Source organism: Acinetobacter sp. YH12140 (genome assembly GCF_013418475.1).
Taxonomy (GTDB): domain Bacteria; phylum Pseudomonadota; class Gammaproteobacteria; order Pseudomonadales; family Moraxellaceae; genus Acinetobacter; species Acinetobacter amyesii.
In genome coordinates this window covers 24,362-43,744 of the sequence record NZ_VPBZ01000011.1, presented here as the reverse complement: position 1 = coordinate 43,744, position 19,383 = coordinate 24,362, and the positions used below count along the sequence as shown (strand labels likewise).

15 protein-coding genes, 1 pseudogene and 1 riboswitch are annotated in these 19,383 nt (G+C 40.6%); of the genes and pseudogenes, 8 read left to right on the top strand and 8 right to left on the bottom strand.

Translation table 11 applies throughout. The features are described 5' to 3' along the window. Nucleotides 1–3 precede the first annotated feature (3 nt). From FTU75_RS15740 to FTU75_RS15720, 5 genes are all read left to right on the top strand, one after another. On the top strand, nucleotides 4–690 hold the full coding sequence (locus tag FTU75_RS15740) for a response regulator (protein ID WP_078191240.1): 687 nt from the start codon (nucleotides 4–6) through the stop codon (nucleotides 688–690). 86 nt (nucleotides 691–776) lie between these two features. Then, on the top strand, nucleotides 777–2,183 hold the full coding sequence (locus FTU75_RS15735; protein WP_218948376.1) for a hypothetical protein: 1,407 nt from the start codon (nucleotides 777–779) through the stop codon (nucleotides 2,181–2,183). A gap of 26 nt (nucleotides 2,184–2,209) precedes the next feature. Continuing rightward, nucleotides 2,210–3,301: a hypothetical protein gene (locus FTU75_RS15730; RefSeq protein WP_233945001.1), complete on the top strand. Its 1,092-nt coding sequence runs from the start codon at nucleotides 2,210–2,212 to the stop codon at nucleotides 3,299–3,301. A 438-nt stretch (nucleotides 3,302–3,739) separates the two neighbouring features. Then, nucleotides 3,740–5,437, top strand: a complete 1,698-nt coding sequence (locus FTU75_RS15725; protein ID WP_180116387.1) for a carboxypeptidase regulatory-like domain-containing protein — start codon at nucleotides 3,740–3,742, stop codon at nucleotides 5,435–5,437. 351 nt (nucleotides 5,438–5,788) lie between these two features. Further along, the gene (locus tag FTU75_RS15720) at nucleotides 5,789–7,144 is read left to right on the top strand and encodes an amino acid permease (protein ID WP_180116386.1); all 1,356 of its coding nucleotides are present in this window, start codon (nucleotides 5,789–5,791) and stop codon (nucleotides 7,142–7,144) included. Nucleotides 7,145–7,444: 300 nt separating this feature from the next. Here FTU75_RS15720 and FTU75_RS15715 read toward each other — a convergent pair whose 3' ends face one another. Beyond that, on the bottom strand, nucleotides 7,445–7,600 hold the full coding sequence (locus FTU75_RS15715; protein ID WP_257223815.1) for a 3-hydroxybutyryl-CoA dehydrogenase: 156 nt from the start codon (nucleotides 7,598–7,600) through the stop codon (nucleotides 7,445–7,447). A 115-nt stretch (nucleotides 7,601–7,715) separates the two neighbouring features. Between FTU75_RS15715 and FTU75_RS15710 the strand changes: the two are divergent. Beyond that, nucleotides 7,716–8,677, top strand: a pseudogene (locus FTU75_RS15710) (IS5 family transposase). 241 nt (nucleotides 8,678–8,918) lie between these two features. Here FTU75_RS15710 and FTU75_RS15705 read toward each other — a convergent pair. From FTU75_RS15705 to FTU75_RS15690, 4 genes are all read right to left on the bottom strand, one after another. Then, nucleotides 8,919–9,290, bottom strand: coding sequence for an MmcQ/YjbR family DNA-binding protein (locus tag FTU75_RS15705; protein ID WP_218948374.1), 372 nt, complete (start codon nucleotides 9,288–9,290; stop codon nucleotides 8,919–8,921). A gap of 35 nt (nucleotides 9,291–9,325) precedes the next feature. Continuing rightward, entirely contained in the window at nucleotides 9,326–9,931 is a 606-nt protein-coding gene (locus tag FTU75_RS15700) for a murein L,D-transpeptidase family protein (protein WP_180116385.1), read from the bottom strand. Nucleotides 9,932–10,043: 112 nt separating this feature from the next. After that, on the bottom strand, nucleotides 10,044–11,489 hold the full coding sequence (locus FTU75_RS15695) for a YdiU family protein (protein WP_180116384.1): 1,446 nt from the start codon (nucleotides 11,487–11,489) through the stop codon (nucleotides 10,044–10,046). Nucleotides 11,490–11,609: 120 nt separating this feature from the next. Then, nucleotides 11,610–12,770 (bottom strand): acyl-CoA desaturase, encoded by a 1,161-nt coding sequence (locus tag FTU75_RS15690; RefSeq protein WP_180116383.1) that lies wholly within the window; start codon nucleotides 12,768–12,770, stop codon nucleotides 11,610–11,612. Nucleotides 12,771–12,960: 190 nt separating this feature from the next. On the opposite strand from FTU75_RS15690, the gene FTU75_RS15685 reads away from it, so the two are divergent. Then, nucleotides 12,961–13,494 (top strand): META domain-containing protein, encoded by a 534-nt coding sequence (locus FTU75_RS15685; RefSeq protein ID WP_180063996.1) that lies wholly within the window; start codon nucleotides 12,961–12,963, stop codon nucleotides 13,492–13,494. Between the two features lie 66 nt (nucleotides 13,495–13,560). On the opposite strand, the gene FTU75_RS15680 is transcribed toward FTU75_RS15685, so the two are convergent. The 3 genes from FTU75_RS15680 to FTU75_RS15670 all read right to left on the bottom strand — a co-directional run bounded on the left by FTU75_RS15680 (nucleotide 13,561) and on the right by FTU75_RS15670 (nucleotide 16,945). Then, nucleotides 13,561–14,274 (bottom strand): glycerophosphodiester phosphodiesterase, encoded by a 714-nt coding sequence (locus FTU75_RS15680; RefSeq protein WP_180116382.1) that lies wholly within the window; start codon nucleotides 14,272–14,274, stop codon nucleotides 13,561–13,563. Between the two features lie 185 nt (nucleotides 14,275–14,459). Next, the gene (locus tag FTU75_RS15675; RefSeq protein WP_067767700.1) at nucleotides 14,460–15,044 is read right to left on the bottom strand and encodes a cob(I)yrinic acid a,c-diamide adenosyltransferase; all 585 of its coding nucleotides are present in this window, start codon (nucleotides 15,042–15,044) and stop codon (nucleotides 14,460–14,462) included. A gap of 47 nt (nucleotides 15,045–15,091) precedes the next feature. Further along, on the bottom strand, nucleotides 15,092–16,945 hold the full coding sequence (locus FTU75_RS15670) for a TonB-dependent siderophore receptor (protein WP_180116381.1): 1,854 nt from the start codon (nucleotides 16,943–16,945) through the stop codon (nucleotides 15,092–15,094). Between the two features lie 236 nt (nucleotides 16,946–17,181). Beyond that, nucleotides 17,182–17,339: riboswitch (cobalamin riboswitch) on the top strand. A gap of 126 nt (nucleotides 17,340–17,465) precedes the next feature. Between FTU75_RS15670 and FTU75_RS15665 the strand changes: the two genes are divergently transcribed. Continuing rightward, complete coding sequence (locus tag FTU75_RS15665; RefSeq protein WP_180116380.1) at nucleotides 17,466–19,316, top strand: TonB-dependent receptor domain-containing protein; 1,851 nt, start codon at nucleotides 17,466–17,468, stop codon at nucleotides 19,314–19,316. The last annotated feature ends 67 nt before the right edge of the window (nucleotides 19,317–19,383 follow it).

Genomic DNA, 19,383 nt, shown 5'->3' with positions numbered 1-19,383 from the left:
TGCATGAAACATATCATGTTGGTTGAAGATGAAGTGGAACTTGCACAGCTGGTGCGTGATTATCTAGAGGCTGCAGGCTTTGAAGTCAGCATGTTTCATGATGGGCAAGAAGCCTATGACAGCTTCACACAACGTAAACCGAGTCTGATGATTTTAGACCTGATGGTGCCCCGTATGGATGGCTTAACCATTTGCCGTAAAGTCCGTGAGCAGTCTGATCTGCCGATTATTATGGTGACTGCACGCACTGAAGAAATTGACCGTGTATTGGGGCTTAATATGGGTGCTGACGATTATGTCTGCAAACCGTTTAGTCCGAAAGAATTGGTGGCACGTGTGCAAGCAGTATTACGTCGTTTAGAACGTAAAGCAGAGCCAGAGGTGAATGATTTATTCCGTATGGACAAAGCACAGCAACGCATTTGGTATCAACAAAAAGCGTTGAGCTTAACGCCAACAGAGTTTCGTTTACTAGAGTTGTTTTTAGAGCATGTAGGGCAGGTGTATTCACGTGCGCAATTGCTTGATCATATTAATCCGGACAGTTTTGAAGTGGCTGACCGTGTGATTGATAGTCATATTAAAAATTTACGTCGTAAGATTTCAGATGCAGCGGAAACCGGCAACCGCCATGAATGGATTCAAGCTGTGTATGGCGTCGGCTACCGTTTTGAATATCCAGAGGATTAATGTTACTTTTTGTTCTTGAATCTTTTTTTAAAAGCCTTTAATTTTTAAAGGCTTTTTTATTTGTATTTTTAAGAGGGAAAAACATAATGATTTTAAAAAAAACCTTATTAGCAATAAGCTGTTCTGTAATTTTAACTGCATGTGGCGGTGGTGGTGGCGGGTCTTCTAGTAGCGGTGGGACTTCAGATAATGGCGGTTCAAATGGGGAAACAGCTAACCCATCAAATCCAGCAACAGATTTAGAGAAAGCTAAAGTATTAATCAAAACTACGAACAATATTATTGCCTATTTTGACAGTTTTAAAGGTTTGCAGTCTCAGTATGAGCCTGCATTTGATGCTGTAAGTAATGCAGGAAATGATATTAGTAATGCTTCTGATCTCATCATTACTTTAGCTTCATTGGCGCAGAAAGATGCTCAAGGTTCCACAAAAGACTATACCGCTGCAGAATTAGAGGCACTTTTAGAGGATGATGCGACCTATGGGGGGATATATTATCCAGATTATATTTTGAGCAAAAATGGTCTTAAAATCAGCGTAACACCGACTTCAGTTTCTGTTAATGGAAGTGTATCGGCTAAATATTGGATGGACTATATATGGGATAGCAGTACTTTTACTGGAAAAGATGTTTTTAGCGATGCGGTTTTGATTACTGTAAGCAATTTAAAGTTGGATGCGCCATTCACAGCATCTGCAAAACAGCATAATTTTAAAATAGTTTCAGGCGGTAAAATCACAGCTAAAAATGCGGATGGATTAGAATCAAGCTTAGGGTTTAATAGCAACAGTACCGCTCAAGTTGTTTATGATACAGATATCAAGCTGGAAGACTCAGAAAGTGAAAATGCTCCGGTTACGGCACAATTTAAATTTTTAAATGTTTTGTTAACAACTCAGAACGCGAAGCTGAATTTAACTGAACTTTCAAGCAAAGCTGCTCGAGTTAAATTCAAAAATGGTACTGAAACATTTAATCAAATTATTCCATATGAAATTATTTTGAAAGGTGAAGCTTTAAGCGGAGCAGAAAACTTAGGCTTAGATGCAAATATTAAGCTAAAAAATGATCTGACTAAAACCTTTGATATTACCCAAGGCGAATCTGCGGCTGCATTTATTAATGCAGATTTGACAGTTAATCTCTCTGGTAACGTAAAAGGTGGGGGGGCTGCTGTGAAGCCATTCAGTTTACTGCTTAACGCTAAAAGGAATGATTACCAAAAAGGGATAGCAAATCTTAAAGTTACAGTTGATCAAAATACATTAAATATAGATGTAAAAACTGACAATCTGATCGCGCAATCTCCAATTATCTGGTCAAGAGTATCTCATGCGAATGGTGCATTTGTAGAAATTCCAGATTTAGATCAATTCAGTTCTGCTGATATTAAAGTCGGTACTGTTAGCTACGGTACGATCAATAGAGTATCGAATAGCATTTATTCTGCGAAATTTACCGATAACACTGTGCTAATGATTGCACCATAATAATGAATTAAGGAGAGGGGGTAACGATGTTCCCCCTTTTTTCTATGTTGAAAAAAAAATTAGTATTATTGGGATTATCGCTCCCGTTTTATAGCTATGCACAAGAGGCTATCTATTATCAAGTGCAAGCAGATGTTTATAGTGAACCGTTAGCGATTCATGCATTTACAGATGATTGGGATGATTCTAAGTTTAAATCAGGAAAAAATGCATTTGCTCATGGTTTAATGCAATTGGGCGTAAAGCAGGGTAATTGGGATTTTAGCTGGATCTGGCGATATGACTATGCGCTCAATTTCAGTGAGGATACAGCAAAGCTTTATTATCAAATACAGAATGAACTGCCTATCGATGCAAACTCAACGTATGACTTGAGGCTTGAAGCACAGCATATTGATACTGTTGGGTCTCGGGCTGCCTATACATGGCCCATTAGTTCGAATTGGAATTTAGAAACGGGTATAACCGCGTTAATTGGGCGTCATTATATTGATGGTCATATTAATGCGCTAGGGGTAACGACAGATCAGCAAGAGCTTATGGACCGCGTCAAATGGCTGAATGGGAGCATAGATTACAGTTATGATCATCCTGCTTTGAAAGAAGATAAAATGGGCTGGAATGAGCAGGCGCATAGCGGGTATGGCTATGCCCTAGATGCGACTTTAAGAGGTGCTATTGCAAAAAATTGGAATTTAAAAATTAATATTCAGGATGCATTGGCATATTTATATTGGCAAGATGCTCCATACACACGATATAACATCAGCTATGATCAAGATAAGCGTCCACGGTTTGATATTCAGGGAGAGTTTGATAAAGATAAGACCTATGCGCAAAAGCTGCCATTTAAAATTTATTCGGATTTAAATTATGACTCAGAGCAGGCTTGGAGTTTAGGACTCAGTTCAATCTCAAATGAGTATATAAGTCTTTGGCAGCTCAATGCATATTGGAATACAGGGCTAATGTGGGGAATCCATTTTGAACCCCAAACCAATTCGTTTGGCCTTTCCGTCAAACATGAAAACTTTGGTTTTAAATACATAGCAGATTCATTCAATACCAACCAAGCAAAACGTATGGGCGCGCAAATATATGCGCAATATCTATGGTAAGTGCTGTTGGACCAGCGACTGTAAACAGATTAGCTTCTTTAGAATATGTAAAGTTTTAAGCAGTTGTTTTATTTAACCGTATTGATATGTATTAAAAAAAGCTTTGCATTGTCATAATGGAATTTAAATTGTTCGGTTATGGATAAGTTTGAATTTATCTATAACCTTTTTTATTTATATCGTAAATTTTTTATTTTTTAAAGTTTTTATCAATATTAGATATTTATTAGTATTCCATTTTTGAAGGAATGGGCATCCCTTAACAGCAAAACAATGGCAATTGGATGAATGATAAAAATCACATAAAAATGCGAAACTTGCGCATTTAATGAAAATTGGTTATTATTTTGCTGGAATTTTAACCAGTATGTTTGGGCTGGCAGAGTTCAATGTAGACATAACAATTTTTAAAAATGGAACAGCCAGAGGGCAGAACAGATGAAAAATAGCGCTTTTGTAAAAATAATAATGGTCACGGGTGTCTTGGGTTTAACGGCATGTGGGGGTAGTGATCGTGACGAGACAGGGAGTGTACCGCCAGAGCCAGTTGCCGATGCTATGGTACAAAAGAGCGTAGAAGAGCTGACTTTATTAGATGTGAATAATCTTGCTTTAAATGCTGCGTCGATTCAGATTTTAAGTGATGAAGAATGGCAAAAAGTACAAGCAGGCAGTCTGAAAACAGCAACAAATACAATTACAGCAGATGATTCTGAACAGTTATTTCCACCGATCAACAGTTTACCGACAGCGACTCATTTTAAAGGTCAAAGTTACCTTGCGAATGCTCAAGGCATCGTTAAACTGCCTAAATTGGCTGCAGGCACATATTATGTTTTGGTCACTAAAAATGGACAGTCTGCAGTTTCGGCATTCTTGATCCACCCTAAAAATACCAATAAGAGCATTGTGTTGAATGTGGTTCTCAACTGCTTAGACCAAGACTGTCAGACACTAAGTGATGCACCAGTCAATGATGCAGTGGTCGGAACATTGTCTGGTCAAGTGATTTTTAAAGGGAAGCCTTTGGCGAATGCGCAAGTGTCATTGTCTGGCGGTACAGCGACCAATGGCGCATTTGTTAGTGCTTTGACTGATGCCAATGGATATTTCACGCTTTCATTTAATGTATCCAGTGCGCTACTTGAAGCATTGAAAAATGCCACGCTCACCATTAACGGAGCAGGAATTAATACTATTACGAAAAAAGTTACAGTCATTGCTTCTTCTGCATCGGGCTATCAATTTGAAGTGCTGCCCGAAACAGCATCTGCAGATGTGGTATGGCGTGAAACTTTTGAAGTGGACTCAGCAACCCGCAATGCATGGACAAGGTCGCAGCCAAGTGTGGCCAATGTTGATTGGCAGTTGCTAAACAAAGGTCACAACATTCGTAATAATCAAGTGAATCAGCGTGTACGCTTAGCGCCAAATGACCAAAGTCAAGGCAAGGTGCCTGAGCCACTGCAAGGCAATACTGCATATTGGTATGGTGACAAAGTAAATGGCAACTTTATTGGCGCTTTAAGTGATTCATCTATGGCTCCAGAGTTTGATGGCGGAACATCTAATACCCATAATATGGGTGAGTTAATCTCACCTGCCATTAATCTAAGCCAGTATCAAGCGCCTTTGAGTTTAAGCTTTAAAACATGGTGGGAAATTGAGTCGGTCAATCCAAATAATCAAGGGTTCGATTTGATGAATATTTTAGTTTCTACCGACGGTGGCAACAGCTTTAAGACCTTGGCTCGATTAAACCCGCTGGCAGATCCATCCTCGGCATATGAGCGCGCGCCGATTCCATACAGTAATTTAGGCTTTAACCTCGCACCGGCTGCTGTTCAGCAAGAAGCAATTTCATTAGATGAATATGCAGGCAAGGCCAATGTTCAGCTGAAATTCCAATTCAGAACAGTCGATCAACTTTATAACGGTTTCCGCGGTTGGATGATTGATGATGTGGTGATTCAGAAAAAAGCCGGTACTTTCCCATTATTTGATGGTGCGAGTTTTGATGAATATTCAGATAGTTTCTCTCAGGACTATAGTGGCGTCGCTACAAAACAAGCGGACACTGTGCTGAAAAGCACGAAGAGTTATGCACGGTGGGCTGAAGTGCCACAGCGAAAATAAAGATTTACATGACACCGCAGCATGAATAAATAGGTTTGACGTTCTGCATTCACTATCAATCATCCATCAAGTGAAGTGAATGCTAAAAAGCAGCTCTCTATTGAGGGCTGTTTATATTTAAAGGGACAATATATTCAGCCACTTTAGTATACTGGCGGCTAAAGCTTCCGGCTGTTCGAGTGGAATCTTATGGCCCGTATTGTCCATCCTATCAATTTGACCAAGTGCTATGGAGAAATGCAGCTCACGCGCTGTATTCCATAATGATTCATACAGAAATGATCTGCGAATATTTGGCTGCAAAGAGCTGCACAGGCTACAATCCACTTTTTTATAAGATGAGAACGTGTTGTGAGCAGCGAAATGCCTCAACTGCAGCGCCGATTAAAGAACCGTCATATTCAGCTGATTGCAATGGGTGGCGCAATCGGGACAGGGCTATTTTTAGGCTCTGCGCATATTATTGAGTCGGCTGGACCATCGATAATTCTGGGCTATTTGATTGGTGGTTTGATTGCTTTTCTGATTATGCGCCAGCTGGGCGAGATGATCGTGCAAGAGCCAGTCACAGGTTCATTCAGTCATTTTGCTTTTAAGTATTGGGGCAAGTTTGCGGGCTTTTTAACGGGCTGGAACTACTGGATTCTGTATATTTTAGTAGTGATGACCGAGCTGACCGCGATAGGCAAATATATCAATTACTGGTGGCCGCATGTGCCTGCTTGGGTTTCAGTTTTGGTGTTTTTTGCTGTGATTACGCTAGCCAATTTAGCCAATGTCAAACTGTATGCAGAATCTGAATTTTGGCTGTCGATGATTAAGGTTGTGGCGATTGTTGCCATGATTATTTTTGGTATATACCTGCTACTTACAGCAGGCGCAGACTCTACCGCTTCGATTAGTAATTTATGGGTACATGGCGGCTTCTTCCCGCACGGTTTTGAAGGCTTATTCTACATGCTAGCCTTTATGATGTTTGCTTTTGGCGGCATTGAATTAATCAGCATGGCGGCGGCTGAAACTGAAAATCCTGATCAAAATATCCCGAAAGCGGTGAATCAGACCGTAATCCGCGTGTTCTTATTTTATATCTGTTCCTTGGCGGTACTGCTGTCGCTGGTGCCGTGGAATCAGTTGAAACTTGGCGGTTTGGATCATAGTCCTTTTGTGATGATTTTTAATCAGATGGGGATTGATTGGGCGGCGCATTTGCTGAATTTTATTATTTTGACGGCCTCCGTTTCGGTCTGTAATAGCGGCATGTATGCCAATAGCCGCATGCTGCTTGGTTTGGCAGAACAGGGCAATGCGCCAAAAGCCTTTAAACAGGTGAATAAGCACGGGACACCGATTGCTGCAGTTTTATTTTCTGCTTTGCTGATTTTTGGCTGTGTGCTGCTGAATTATTTCTTACCTGAAAAAGCATTGAGTTATTTGATTTATATCGTGGTGAGCGCTGCGGTGCTGAATTGGATGCTGATCAGCTTGATTCATTTGAAGTTTAGAAAAGCGATGCAGCAACAGGGCATACTGACCAAGTTTCCTGCTTTATTTGCACCGTTCACCAACTATTTTGTTTTGGTGTTCATGCTGATGATTTTATACATCATGTGGAATCAGGGCTTTATGCTGTCGGTGCTGATGCAGCCCGTATGGATTTTACTGCTGTATGTGCTGTTTAAAGTGATGCAATTGAAGAAGGTTTAATACCATGAAGGCTTAGGGAAGAGCCTTTGTTCACTGTCACTAAAAAATGATTTTGAAAAATTCTGACAAAATACGCAAATTGAGTGAATATTCATATAAAAACTGCTCTAGTGCATTCAATTCTAGGGCGAATTTATATAAGATTATGATTTATATTGGATAAAACAAATTATTTCGTATAACGTGTATTATGTTAATTTTAGGAAATCTTTAGAATCACTATGCAGATAATCAATTCAATTGCGAATCACTTTATATTGTTTTCTACACAATAGTTTTTCCATTTATTTTTAAAGTCTTCTATAGCTTTTTCTGCTTCTTCCTCTTTGGTATATAGACAGGTGATTTCTTCACTTCATCTACTATCTGATTGAAAATTTCACCTTCCTCTTTGAAGAGGTTGCTATAAATACTTTTAGCTTTTTCTACATCTGAACCCATTTGATGAAAAGTCATCAATGTGTCTGCTGCATATGCAATTCCATCACATTGTTCATTGTCATCCGCATATGAAAAGGGCTTTGTTGCACAAACCTATCTGTAAAGGCTTTTTCAGCGATATAATTTTCAAATGAAGAAGCCTACACACAAAATCTACCGCACAACCAATTGGCCCGCATATAACCGAGCACTCATGAGTCGCGGAAATATTGCCCTTTGGTTTGATCCTGTTACGCAATGGTATGCGCCATCAAAAGGCAAACAAGGGCGAAATCAAACCTACTCCGACGCAGCCATCCAATGCTGCTTAATGATTAAATCCTTATTTCGTCTGTCTTTACGTATGGTTACTGGCTTTGTGCAAAGTTTGATTAAACTTTGCGGATTAAATTGGATAGCTCCGAATATCAGTGATATTCGTACTCCACGCTTTGTAGAAGACAAAAGCATATTGATATTGTAATCAGCTACCAAAAAAGTAGCGATGGGCTGCATCTACTCATGGACTCTACAGGCATGAAGTTTCTAGGTGAGGGCGAATGGAAACGCAAGAAACATGGACCTGAATATCGTCGCCAATGGCGTAAACTTCATATTGGTATAGATGCTAAAACCCTACAAATACGAGCAGTTCAGCTTACAACCAATAATGTCAGTGATTCACAGGTGCTTGGTGATTTACTTAATCAGATTCCACAAGATGAGCGGATTGACTCTGTTTATACTGATGGAGCTTATGACACCAAGCAATGCCGTCAGGTCATTGCAGATCGGCAAGGGCATGCGGTGATTCCACCTAGAAAAAATGCGAAACCATGGAAAGATACAAAGAGTAGCTCGCTAGAGCGAAATGAATTGCTTCGAACGGTTAATCTTGCGAAGCAGTGCTTCTCAGGCAGGACACTATGGAAAAAATGGTCAGGCTATCATCGGCGAAGTTTGGTTGAAACTAAGATGCATTGCATCAAATTATTAGGAGATAAACTCAGTGCAAGGAGTTTTGATAGCCAAGTGAATGAGATCCATGCACGTGTAGCAGTCCTTAACAGATTTACGGAATTAGGTCGACCACTTAGCCAAGTTACGCCTTAAATTTGGCTTAATTAGGGGCGTTTTACCTTTCAAATCTTTGTGCAACAAATCCTATGAAAAGGAACAAGTTAGTAATAATATCGAAAAAATTATTGGTTTTTTCATAATGGGAAATTTCATTTTAAATATGAATACTAAAAGATTTCTATGGATATTAAAATCCATAGAATTTTACTTCATTTAACATAATTGCGATTATACTAAATTTGCAAAATCAACCAGATCGAAAGGGAAGTGTTATCTAAACACTTCTCAGCAATTCAATCCTCTGCCGTTGTCCTTTCTTTAACTTCGACACCACTAATTCATAAGAATTTAGCACCAAATCCTGCAGCAGTTCTTCTTCCAATTCTTCATCTGTAAAAACAGAAATCCAATGCTTCTTATTCATATGCCAGCCCGCACGAATAAAGGGATAAATATCTTTAAGCATTCCGCCATTGTCTGGCAGCACTTTTAAATTGATAGCTGCTTTGCCTTCTAAATGAAAACTCAGCATAAAAACCTTATCCATCACTTTAAACACATCACAGCCTTCACCAAAAGGCTGGCTGCATGTGGTTTCTGGCAGGGCTAAGGCTGTCTTCGCAGCTACAGCATGTAATGCAATCATAGGGGATACCCAAAAATAAGCCTGAGCGTTAAAGCCTAAGGATGAATATGAATAACGGTATCATTATTTACCAATTGCCAAATTTCATCCATATCAATATTGCGCACTGCAATACAGCCCCAAGTCCAATCTTTTTGTGGGAAATACGTCATCAGTTGTGGTGCAGCTTTCATTTGTAAACTGGTCGCCGAACCATGAATCATAATGTCACCACCTGCAGAAACCCATAGATTTTTAGCCTTCTGTTTATCGGCCGCATTGGGGTAAGAGATATGCAAAGATTTATAAAATGCGCTATGCGGATTGCGCCAATCTATATGATAAGTTCCTTCTGGCGTTTTGCCATCACCTTCTTGAACTTTAGGTCCAAGCGGTTGAAAACCTAGACGCATTGGGTAACGCCGAATGACTTGATCCTGATGTTTTAATTCCACATAACGCTGAGCTTTATATACCTGAATATTGTCGATCGGCGTTTCTATGCGAATTTTTTGAATTTGCAAATCGCTTAATTCAGGTGGAAAGGCCAGTGCATTGGCAGATGTAGGTAGATATTTTTCAAATTTTTGATAGGCAAAGTAGGCTACCGCAATACAGAAGAGGGTAGCGAAGCTTAAGATCGTGATATTTTTTCTTGTCATTATTTTTTAGAGGATGAAGTGCTTTCGCAGTCCATCGATTTCTGAATTGTGGATAATGTTTAAATTATCCACAATTTTGCTTCGATTGATGCATGAATTTGTGGATAAATGTTTAAGACGAGCAGCTCACCATCACTTCAGGCACATCACTTGGCAAGGGGCCTAAATCTTCTGTTGTTTCCAGTTCAGGCTGTTTCAGATAAGGCTGGCTTAGTAATGTAAATAAGCGTTCAACTTCAGAAAAATCATTACGCTCTGCCAGTTCAATGGCTTTTTGCGCCATATGGTTACGCAAGATATATTGCGGATTGGCCTGTGCCATTTCCGCATCTAAAGCATCGGTGTCCTGATGCTCACGGATACTTTCATATTGTGCCAAGAAACCTTCAAAGGCACGGCGGTCTAAGCAGTCGTCTTTAATGGCTTCATATTCATGATTTTGCAGACGAATAAAGCTTTGCGTGTAATCCAGCTGTTCACTTTGCAGAATACGCAAAAAGGCCATGGCGCAGTCAAAGCTGTCTTTATGAAAACTTGGCAAACCCATTTTCTGAGCTAAGCCCAATTTATAATGTTCCAAGAAGGTCAGTTCAAAATGCTCTAAGCACTTAGCTAAATCTTCTTTCCACTGTTCTTTGTCATAGTCCGTAGGGCAGAGCGGAATGAGATTATTCAGCCATTGCCATAAATTCCAATGCCCAATGCTCGGCTGTTGCTGATAGGTATAGCGGCCTTGGTAATCCGAATGGTTGTTAATCCAATTTGGACGGAAACGTTCCATAAAGCCATAAGGGCCGAAGTCCAAAGTTGAACCTGTAATATTCAGGTTGTCGGTATTCATCACGCCATGTGCAAAACCAATCAGCTGCCATTTGGCAATCATCACTGCGGTACGCTGAATGACTTGAGTGGCAAAAGCTAAAATCGGTTGTTCGGCATCCAAGCATTCAGGGTAGTGCCATTCGATGCATTTTTGCGTGAATTCAGGTAGTAAATCACCCTGATACTGACTGATCCATTCAAAATGTCCCAATCGGATATGACAGTCAGATGTACGTAGCATCATCGCGCCAAGCTCGAGTTTTTCGCGCTGTACACCTTGCTCAGAACTGGTAAAACCTACCGCATTGCTGGATGCAACGCCTAAGCTGTTCAGCGCATGTCCTGCCAAATATTCACGAATGGTCGAGCGAAGTACTGCACGTCCATCGCCCATGCGTGAATAAGGCGTAGAGCCTGCGCCTTTGAGATGCAGGTCAATGGTTTGCCCATGTTTATCGATGATTTGCGCAATCAGTAAGCCGCGTCCATCGCCTAATTGGCCTGCCCATTGTCCAAACTGGTGACCTGCATAGACCATGGCCAAAGGTTCAAATTCAGCAAAGGTTTTTTGACCGCTGCAGATGTCTACCCAAGCCTGTTTATCTGCTTCAGACCATTGCAGCTCATCTGCAAGAGCCGCATTAAAATGCCCAGCTTTTGCGCCTTTTAGAGGTACTGGCTGCTGATGATGGTACAGGCGTGGTGGCAGGGTGTTATAGCGGGCATTGAACTGCATAATGATCTTTAAAAATTCAAACTATGTTGAAACTATAGCAAAGACCAGATAGAAAAACTGTAGCTTAAAATGATAAAGCCTCCATAAGGGAGGCTTTATCATTTGATAGGCTTAAAAGAATTAAGCGGTTTTCTTTTTCAAATTACGCATTAATTGATTCAGTGTTTCACGGTGCTGAGATAGGCGTTGTTCAACTTGCTGGAATTCAAGTTTGAGTTTGTCATCCATTTGATGAATTTTTTCAGCAACTGCTGTTTTCTTCGCTTGAATTTCCTGTTCTTTTAATTTTGCCCAGTCATTCAAGGTTTGCGAAAACGCATCATATTCTTGAGAAATACGTTGTTTTGCTGCGGCGATGTCATCGGTCATATTCAGACCATAAATCGCAAGGTCTTGTTCAGCATATTTAAATTTCATTGCCAACTCAGCTTTTTTAATATTAAAGCTTGGAATACGGCGTAAGTTCTTTGCCAAACCTAATTTAGAACATGACCAAATTAGCCATTTAGTTGGGTCATATTGCCACCATTTCACACCATTACGGTAGTCGTATTGAAAAATGTGGTGGTAGTTATGATAACCCTCACCCCAAGTAGCAATAGCTAGAACAAAGTTGTCGCGTGCCGTATTTTCATCAGTATACGGACGTTTGCCCCACATATGGCAAAGTGAATTAATAAAGAAAGTTACGTGATGGCTTAAGATTAAACGCATTAAACCGCCCAATAATAGAACTCCCCACATGTCGCCTACAGCCCAACCAATTGGTAACAAAATAGCTGCGTGAACGGCAATCACTAAAGGGATGTAATATTTGTCTTGGAACATCACGACTTTATCTTTTAATAAGTCAGGTGCATTTTTATAGTTTGGTGCTGCTGCTGGATAATCACGAAGCATCCAACCAATGTGTGCATACCAAAAACCACGGTTGATTGAGTATGGATCTTGATCCACATCATCAACATGACGGTGATGTGTACGGTGGCCTGAAGCCCAAAATAAAATACTATTTTGAACTGCAAAAGTACCCATGAGCATTAAAATGATCTTTAAAGGCAAGGTTGCTTCATAAGCACGGTGTGCCCATAAGCGGTGATAACCTGCGGTAATACCTAAACTGCTGACACCCAGTAAAACAAACATACTGATCCAAGCAGCGGCACTAAAATCATGATTAATGGCATATAACGGAATTGCAATAACTGCGACAATAGGTAAAAACACCAATGCAAAAATAGCAATCCAGTTCATTGGGGCTTTGGGTAGGGGAGCATTCATCTCCAACAGCACTCCTGAAACCTTGGGAGGTATAGATAGGACTAATCCCATTAATTTTTTAAGGGATTTTAAACGTACAGAATAGTAGCACGGGAAAACCCGTTTTCACCACTGTTATTGTACAGTTGTATTGTTCTAAACAGTAACATAATACGACTGAAGTTATTTGACTTTTTGTGGGGTAAAAAAGATGCTAAAAAAACAGCAAAATCGTCAAAATAATCCGCAATTTTTTGTCAAACACTGTATCTGTGGCGGCTTTCTGATCAGTTGTCTAGGACTCATGGCCTGTCAAAGTTCTCCAACGCAGAAGGTGACTACAAAGTCACAAGGGAAGTCACATGGCAACAGTGTTGAACAGCCATTAAAAGTCATTCGCATGAATGATGGGATACAAGATATTCCATGGACGATTGTGCAAATTGCAGGGCAAAAAGCCAAGTTCTTTCATCATCAACCTTATTTGCAATTCAGTTCACAATTTCGCCAAATTCAAGGCAATACGGGATGTAATAACATCAGTGGCACTTATGTGATTGATACCTTAAAACACAGCATTGATTTGAATGCGCGAGCAGGCTATTTCAGTTGTGATTCGGCTTTGGCTCAAGAGGCTGAACTTTCAGATGCATTGCAAGCCGCAACACAGTTTCAAATTCAAGCGAAACAGATGACAATGCAAAACAGTCGGGGTCAAACCGTGTTGGTTTTAGAACGAAAATAGGCCAGTTGAAAAAGCCACGTGTTGATCGAAGACTGAATTACATAAAACTAGGGGAATAAAGCAGCATTAAAAATGCTGCATCATCATTTTAGGATAGTCGGTAATTAAGCCGTTAATGCCCCAATCTTTAAGCTGTTTAGCACGATCAACGTCGTTGACAGTCCACACGCTCACATTTAATTTTGCCTGCTGTGTGGCCTGAATAATGTCTGAATTGGCGAGTTGGTTCATCCAACCAATTTGGATACAATCCAATTCGAGTGCTTGTTCAATCGCTTTAAATTTTACGTCCGTTTCAACCAGTAGCCCGCGTTTGAAACCGGATTTTTTTTGTTGCAAAGCAAGATGAATTTTAGGATCAAAACTGGTAATCACAGCGGAATGTTCAAAGCCTTGAAGCTGTTGTTCCAAGGTTTCAGTCAACGCTTCAGCTTCAGCTTGTGTCTTCACCGCTTTCACTTCGACTTCAATATGATCGAAGTTATGAATAATTTTGAGCGTTTGTTCGAGCAGTGGCGTCGGCTCAACTTTATTCCATTCTGACCAAGTCACAGCATGGTTATAGGGTTCTAACTCTTGTGAACTACATTCATATAGATGTTTATCTTGACCTGTCGTTCGCATAAATTGGTCATCATGCATGATCACTAGGGCACGATCTTTAAGTTGCCGAACGTCAAATTCGACAGCACGAATCCCTAAGTCTTGAATATATTGAAAACCACCAAGGGTGTTTTCAGGTGCTTCGCCACGAGCGCCACGGTGTCCGATTATGCGCATAAAGGGCCTGCAAAATTGAAAGATAAAAACATAGTGTCCTGTAAGCATGACAGGGAGATGACACTATTATTTTGAGCCGATCATTTTGAATTACAAGAATGATCGGACGAAATGTTTCAATTTATTTCAATGTAAAATAGACTTTTAATTGGTCAAAGGATTTGAGCAATTCTTGAATCCAAAACTTATTGATCAATCGTGTCATTAATATTTTTCTGCCACAGCACCTCAGAACCACCTTCAGCGCGTTGTAATGTACGCGATGCGACAAATAACCAGTCAGAGAGTCGGTTAAGTAGCTGCAATGACGGCGCTTGAATGTTCTGGTCACGGTTATGTACAGCCATTAAACGACGTTCTGCACGGCGGCAAACTGCACGAGCTTGATGGGCAAAGCTGCACACCAATGTTCCTGATGGCAGGATAAAGTCTTTGAGCATTGGCAGCGCTTCATTCATACGGTCAATGTCATTTTCCAAAAACTCAATTGACACAGGTTGTACCAAGTTGAAGTTTGGAATGCAGACTTCACCGCCAAGGTCGAATAACCAATGCTGAATCAGGCTGAGGGATTTATCCCAAGTCGCTTTGTCTTCAATACTGCTAAGTGCGATGTGCGAACGCAGAATACCAATGCTTGAATTGAGTTCATCGACATCTCCTAAGGCTTCGATACGTAAATCATCTTTGGCTACGCGTGATCCGTCGCCAAGACCTGTCGTACCTGAATCGCCTGTGCGGGTATAAATTTTACTTAAGCGGTGGCCCATTTTAATTGTCCATTTTTTGATTAAAAGTTGAATAAATCAGTGTGAAATTAATATCTAACTGTGATGCCAAAGGAAGCCAAACGCCCGCCATTTAAATAGAATTTGCCGTCGAAATTGCCAGCAGAAGCCGTTTTATATTGAACATCGCCGACATTTTGAATATTGGCAAAGAAGCGCAGTTGCTCGTTGGGTTGGTAATAACTATTGAAATCAATCTGAGCATGTCCAGGGATCACATCCTCATCATAATTACTGCTGTCTGAATGGCTGTTCGCACTCAGCGTTGTTGACAGCCCATAATGTTCATCAGCCCAACCAGCTGACAATGCCAGTTTTTGACGTGGGCGGCGGCTCAAATCCAAACCTGTTTTATCATTTTTTGCTTGATTGTAGCTATAACTGGCCTTTGTAAAAAATGCCTCATTGCTCCAATTCACATAGACTTCTGAACCTTGAATGGTCACTGCATCAATATTGGCAAACTTCCAGTTATTGTTGGGATCAGAATCAATAAGGTTATCAATTTCAGTTCTGTAGATAGACAAACCAGTTTTTAGTTGTGGTGTCATTGGTAGGTCTAGCCCAATTTCATAGGATTGACTTTCTTCGGGTTTTAAGTCAGGGTTTGCATAGTCGCCATAATATAAGTCGTTCATGGTTGGCGCTTTAAATGCTGTACCAATATTGGCATAGCTACTAAACAACGGCGTGAAAAAATAACGCGCAGCAACTTGTCCGACCGTGTGTTGACCATATTTTTCATGGTCTTCACGACGAATACCCGCTTGAGTTTTTAATTTATCAGTTTGATATTGGTGCTGTAGATAATAACCCGTACTGTTTAAGTCTTGATGAAAAGACTCTGCAGTTTTTAGCGTTGATGTTTCTAGCTGCCGATGGGTGATGCCTGCAATGATGTTCTGAGACGGCGTCATTTGCTGTTTTGCGGTCAGTTCATATTCAGTGGATTCATAATGGGTCTGTTCAAAGATTTTGAGCTGTTCCAACTCATCTTTAAAATAAGACACGCGAGCATTCAGGGTCAGCTGATCTGTGGGGTTGAAGCGTGACTTCAGGGTTGCAATTTGATTTTTAAAATCTTGCGACTTTTGCTCATATTGCAGTGAATTCCAGCTGTATTGCTCATATTGAGCATTACCTTGGTTTTCAGAATAATCCAATGAAGTGCCAAAGCGTGTTTCTTCATAGCCAAATTTGGCAGACACGCTTTTTTGATTAAAGCTAGAAGCTCTGGCATTTTCATGTTCATGAATCAGTGTGCCGTCGGTTTCTAAACGCTGTCCACGAATTTGCGCATAAAAACCTTGCTTGGCTAGGTCTACCCCGACAGTACTTTTATAGGTTTGATTTTCACCTATTTCAGCGCTGATAAAAGCTGCATTTTTTTCAGGGGTTTTGCTAATGATTTGTATCACACCACCAATGGCATTGGTGCCATAAAGGACAGATGCTGGGCCTTTTAAAACCTCAATCTGCTTAATGTCTGTGGTATCTATAAAATTATTTGGCGCTAAACCGCTGGCATCGTTATTTAAACGGACACCGTCACGCAATACCAAAGTGTGGTCTGACTCTGTGCCACGTAAAAAAAATGAAGCTTGTTGTCCATAGCCACCCAGCTGCACCATATTGATAGAAGCATCACTCATTAATAAATGTGGAAATGATGCAATTGGTGATTGATCTATGAGCGACTCATCAATAATGGAAATACGTGCTGGCACATTTTCTAATTTTTCTTGTGAGCGTGTTGCAGTCACCACAATGGTATCCATTGTTGGTTGAGCAATGCGCGATTCATTTGCAAAACAAGATGTAGAAAAAGCCCAAGCGGCAGCAATGCCTGTAGCGAGTGCTGTAGGGCGAGCTAAAGTTGACATGCGATGCTCCATGCATTTACCCCACGTAAATGATTGAGTGATAGAACACAGTGAGCAGGTATCGGACTGGCAAAGCATTGCTTGCACACCGTTGCGGGGGCAGTGTTGTGGAAACTTCCCATGCCAACTGTTGTGAATGGCTTAAGTATAGAGAACTCCGATTTATCGAACAATCGAAACTATGGGGTATTTGAAGATAGGTACATATACAGCTTGACTTGCTGTGGAGCAGAAATTAATCTGCCTGCGCTTCAGGTGCTTTCTTAATTGAAAAGTGAAACTGGGAAGTCAGTCCAAAAGGCTATGCCTATTGTCATCTGACACTGCCCCCGCAACGGTGAATCGTTATTCAATAACGTAAGTCCGGAGACCGGCCTGATGCAGACCTATTCATAATGCGGCGGGCGTTATAGCGGGATTGCATGCTTCTGTCTGAAAAATGGCAAGCCATCGCTTACCCAAAACCGCCTCGCGTTAATCACTTTTATTTCGCACGGGCGGTGCGATCGGGGAATACAGCATGCATTCTTTCTCTAAGACTCTACTCGGGTCGCTTTTTGTTTTATCTCCACTTTCTGCTGCGATGGCAGAAGACCAAGTTCATCAACTTCCAGTCATTACCAACACGGTTGCCAATATTGTTGAGCAAGACTCACAAAAAACTTTGGCGGCAGTCACCGTAATCAACCGTGAAGATATTGAACGTAAGCAGTTTCATTCTGTAGAAGAACTATTAAGTACTCTTCCTGGGGTATCAGTGAAGAACAATGGGGGGGCGGGTAAAGCAACCTCTATTAGTTTGCGTGGCACGAATGCCAATGCGGTTCTCGTATTAGTAGACGGCCAAAAAATTGGTTCGGCAACTACCGGCCAAACAGCGTTTCAATTTTTGCCGATTGATCAGATTGAACGTATCGAAGTTGTGCGCGGGCCCCGCTCAAGCTTATATGGTTCAGAAGCAATTGGCGGTGTCATTCAGATTTTTACCCGTAAAGATAGTGAAAATGGGGTGAAGCCTTTTGCATCATTGGCTTATGGATCACATGAAACCTATGATGCAAATGCCGGCATTAATATCAAAACAGATAAAAGCTGGACAACATTAAGCGTAGCTGGCGCACATACTAAAGGAATTGATGCGACAGATATGCGAACTGAGCCAGATCGAGATGGATATAAAAATTATTCAGTTTCGATCAATACCGGCTATCAGTTTACAGAGAGGCTTGCTGTTGATGCCAATCTTTTACATGTTGATGGCACCACTGAGTATGACAATAGATACTCGATTAATCCTGAACAAAAAATTCAGCAGAATATATACGGTCTTGGCGCTGTTTATGCTGTAAATAATCTGTGGAAAACTCAGCTGAAAATAGGCCGTGCCGAAGATAAAGAAGATACTCGAAGCGATAAGAAATCACAGTCTGTTTATAATACTGCTAGAGACTCTTTATCATGGTTGAATACGTTAAACTTTAATGAAAATAATACATTACTGCTTGGGTATGATTATCTGAATGATGAAATTAAAGGTTCAGGCGTTAAGTCATATGTGAACAATGCGCGTGATAATCATGGTTATTTTGCGCAGTATCTTGGTAATTTCAGTCAAGTTGAATTGCAAACAGCACTTCGTGTAGATGATAACGAGCAATTCGGAACACACACAACAGGAAACGCAACTCTTGGTTATCATTTTGATCAAGTCTTAACATATATAAGTTATGGCACCGCTTTTAAAGCGCCAACTTTTAATGATTTATACAGCCCTTATGGCGGTGTGCTGAATTTAAAGCCGGAACAGTCGGAGAATTATGAAATTGGCTTAAAAGGCCAATTAACGACATTGGATTGGGAGCTGAATGGTTTCTATAATGAAATTGACGATCTGATTGTGTGGCGTCCTGATGCGCCAGGTTCTTACAGTTGGTATGCAAGTCAAATTGATAAAGCGCGTATTCGGGGTATTGAATTAAGCCTTGGTCAAACCTTGCAAAACTGGAAATGGAATGTGAACTATACATACCAAGATCCAGAAAACCGAAGTGAAGGCGCGTCAAAAGGTAAACAGATTAGTTATCGCGCTAAGCAGCTATTTAATGCTTCTGCTGACTATACAATGGACAAATGGACAGTAGGCGGTTCTGTGCATGCAGAAGATAAACGTTTTGTTGATACTGATGGCTTAAATAACTCTTCATTGCCAAGTTTTGCAACAGCGGATACGCGTGTCACTTACCAAGCAACGCCTGAATTTTCTATTCAAGCAAAATTAGCCAATATGTTTGATAAGCAATATCAAACTTCTGAAGGCTACAACCAATACGGCCGTACTGCTTGGGTAACTTTACGTTATGCGATGAAATAATTGATTCAATAATTCAAAAAGCCCTGATCATTCAGGGCTTTTTATTTTTGCGCAGCAATCATGCTGA

Bases quoted from the DNA above. Each gene is read 5' to 3' on its own strand.
- FTU75_RS15665 (WP_180116380.1), top strand. From the start codon at position 17,466: ATGCATTCTTTCTCTAAGACTCTACTCGGGTCGCTTTTTGTTTTATCT.
- FTU75_RS15735 (WP_218948376.1), top strand. From the start codon at position 777: ATGATTTTAAAAAAAACCTTATTAGCAATAAGCTGTTCTGTAATTTTA.
- FTU75_RS15700 (WP_180116385.1), bottom strand. From the start codon at position 9,931: ATGACAAGAAAAAATATCACGATCTTAAGCTTCGCTACCCTCTTCTGT.
- FTU75_RS15740 (WP_078191240.1), top strand. From the start codon at position 4: ATGAAACATATCATGTTGGTTGAAGATGAAGTGGAACTTGCACAGCTG.
- FTU75_RS15680 (WP_180116382.1), bottom strand. From the start codon at position 14,274: ATGCGCATAATCGGACACCGTGGCGCTCGTGGCGAAGCACCTGAAAAC.
- FTU75_RS15670 (WP_180116381.1), bottom strand. From the start codon at position 16,945: ATGTCAACTTTAGCTCGCCCTACAGCACTCGCTACAGGCATTGCTGCC.
- FTU75_RS15685 (WP_180063996.1), top strand. From the start codon at position 12,961: ATGCTAAAAAAACAGCAAAATCGTCAAAATAATCCGCAATTTTTTGTC.
- FTU75_RS15705 (WP_218948374.1), bottom strand. From the start codon at position 9,290: ATGATTGCATTACATGCTGTAGCTGCGAAGACAGCCTTAGCCCTGCCA.
- FTU75_RS15730 (WP_233945001.1), top strand. From the start codon at position 2,210: ATGTTCCCCCTTTTTTCTATGTTGAAAAAAAAATTAGTATTATTGGGA.
- FTU75_RS15695 (WP_180116384.1), bottom strand. From the start codon at position 11,489: ATGCAGTTCAATGCCCGCTATAACACCCTGCCACCACGCCTGTACCAT.
- FTU75_RS15675 (WP_067767700.1), bottom strand. From the start codon at position 15,044: ATGGGCCACCGCTTAAGTAAAATTTATACCCGCACAGGCGATTCAGGT.
- FTU75_RS15690 (WP_180116383.1), bottom strand. From the start codon at position 12,770: ATGAATGCTCCCCTACCCAAAGCCCCAATGAACTGGATTGCTATTTTT.
- FTU75_RS15715 (WP_257223815.1), bottom strand. From the start codon at position 7,600: ATGACTTTTCATCAAATGGGTTCAGATGTAGAAAAAGCTAAAAGTATT.
- FTU75_RS15725 (WP_180116387.1), top strand. From the start codon at position 3,740: ATGAAAAATAGCGCTTTTGTAAAAATAATAATGGTCACGGGTGTCTTG.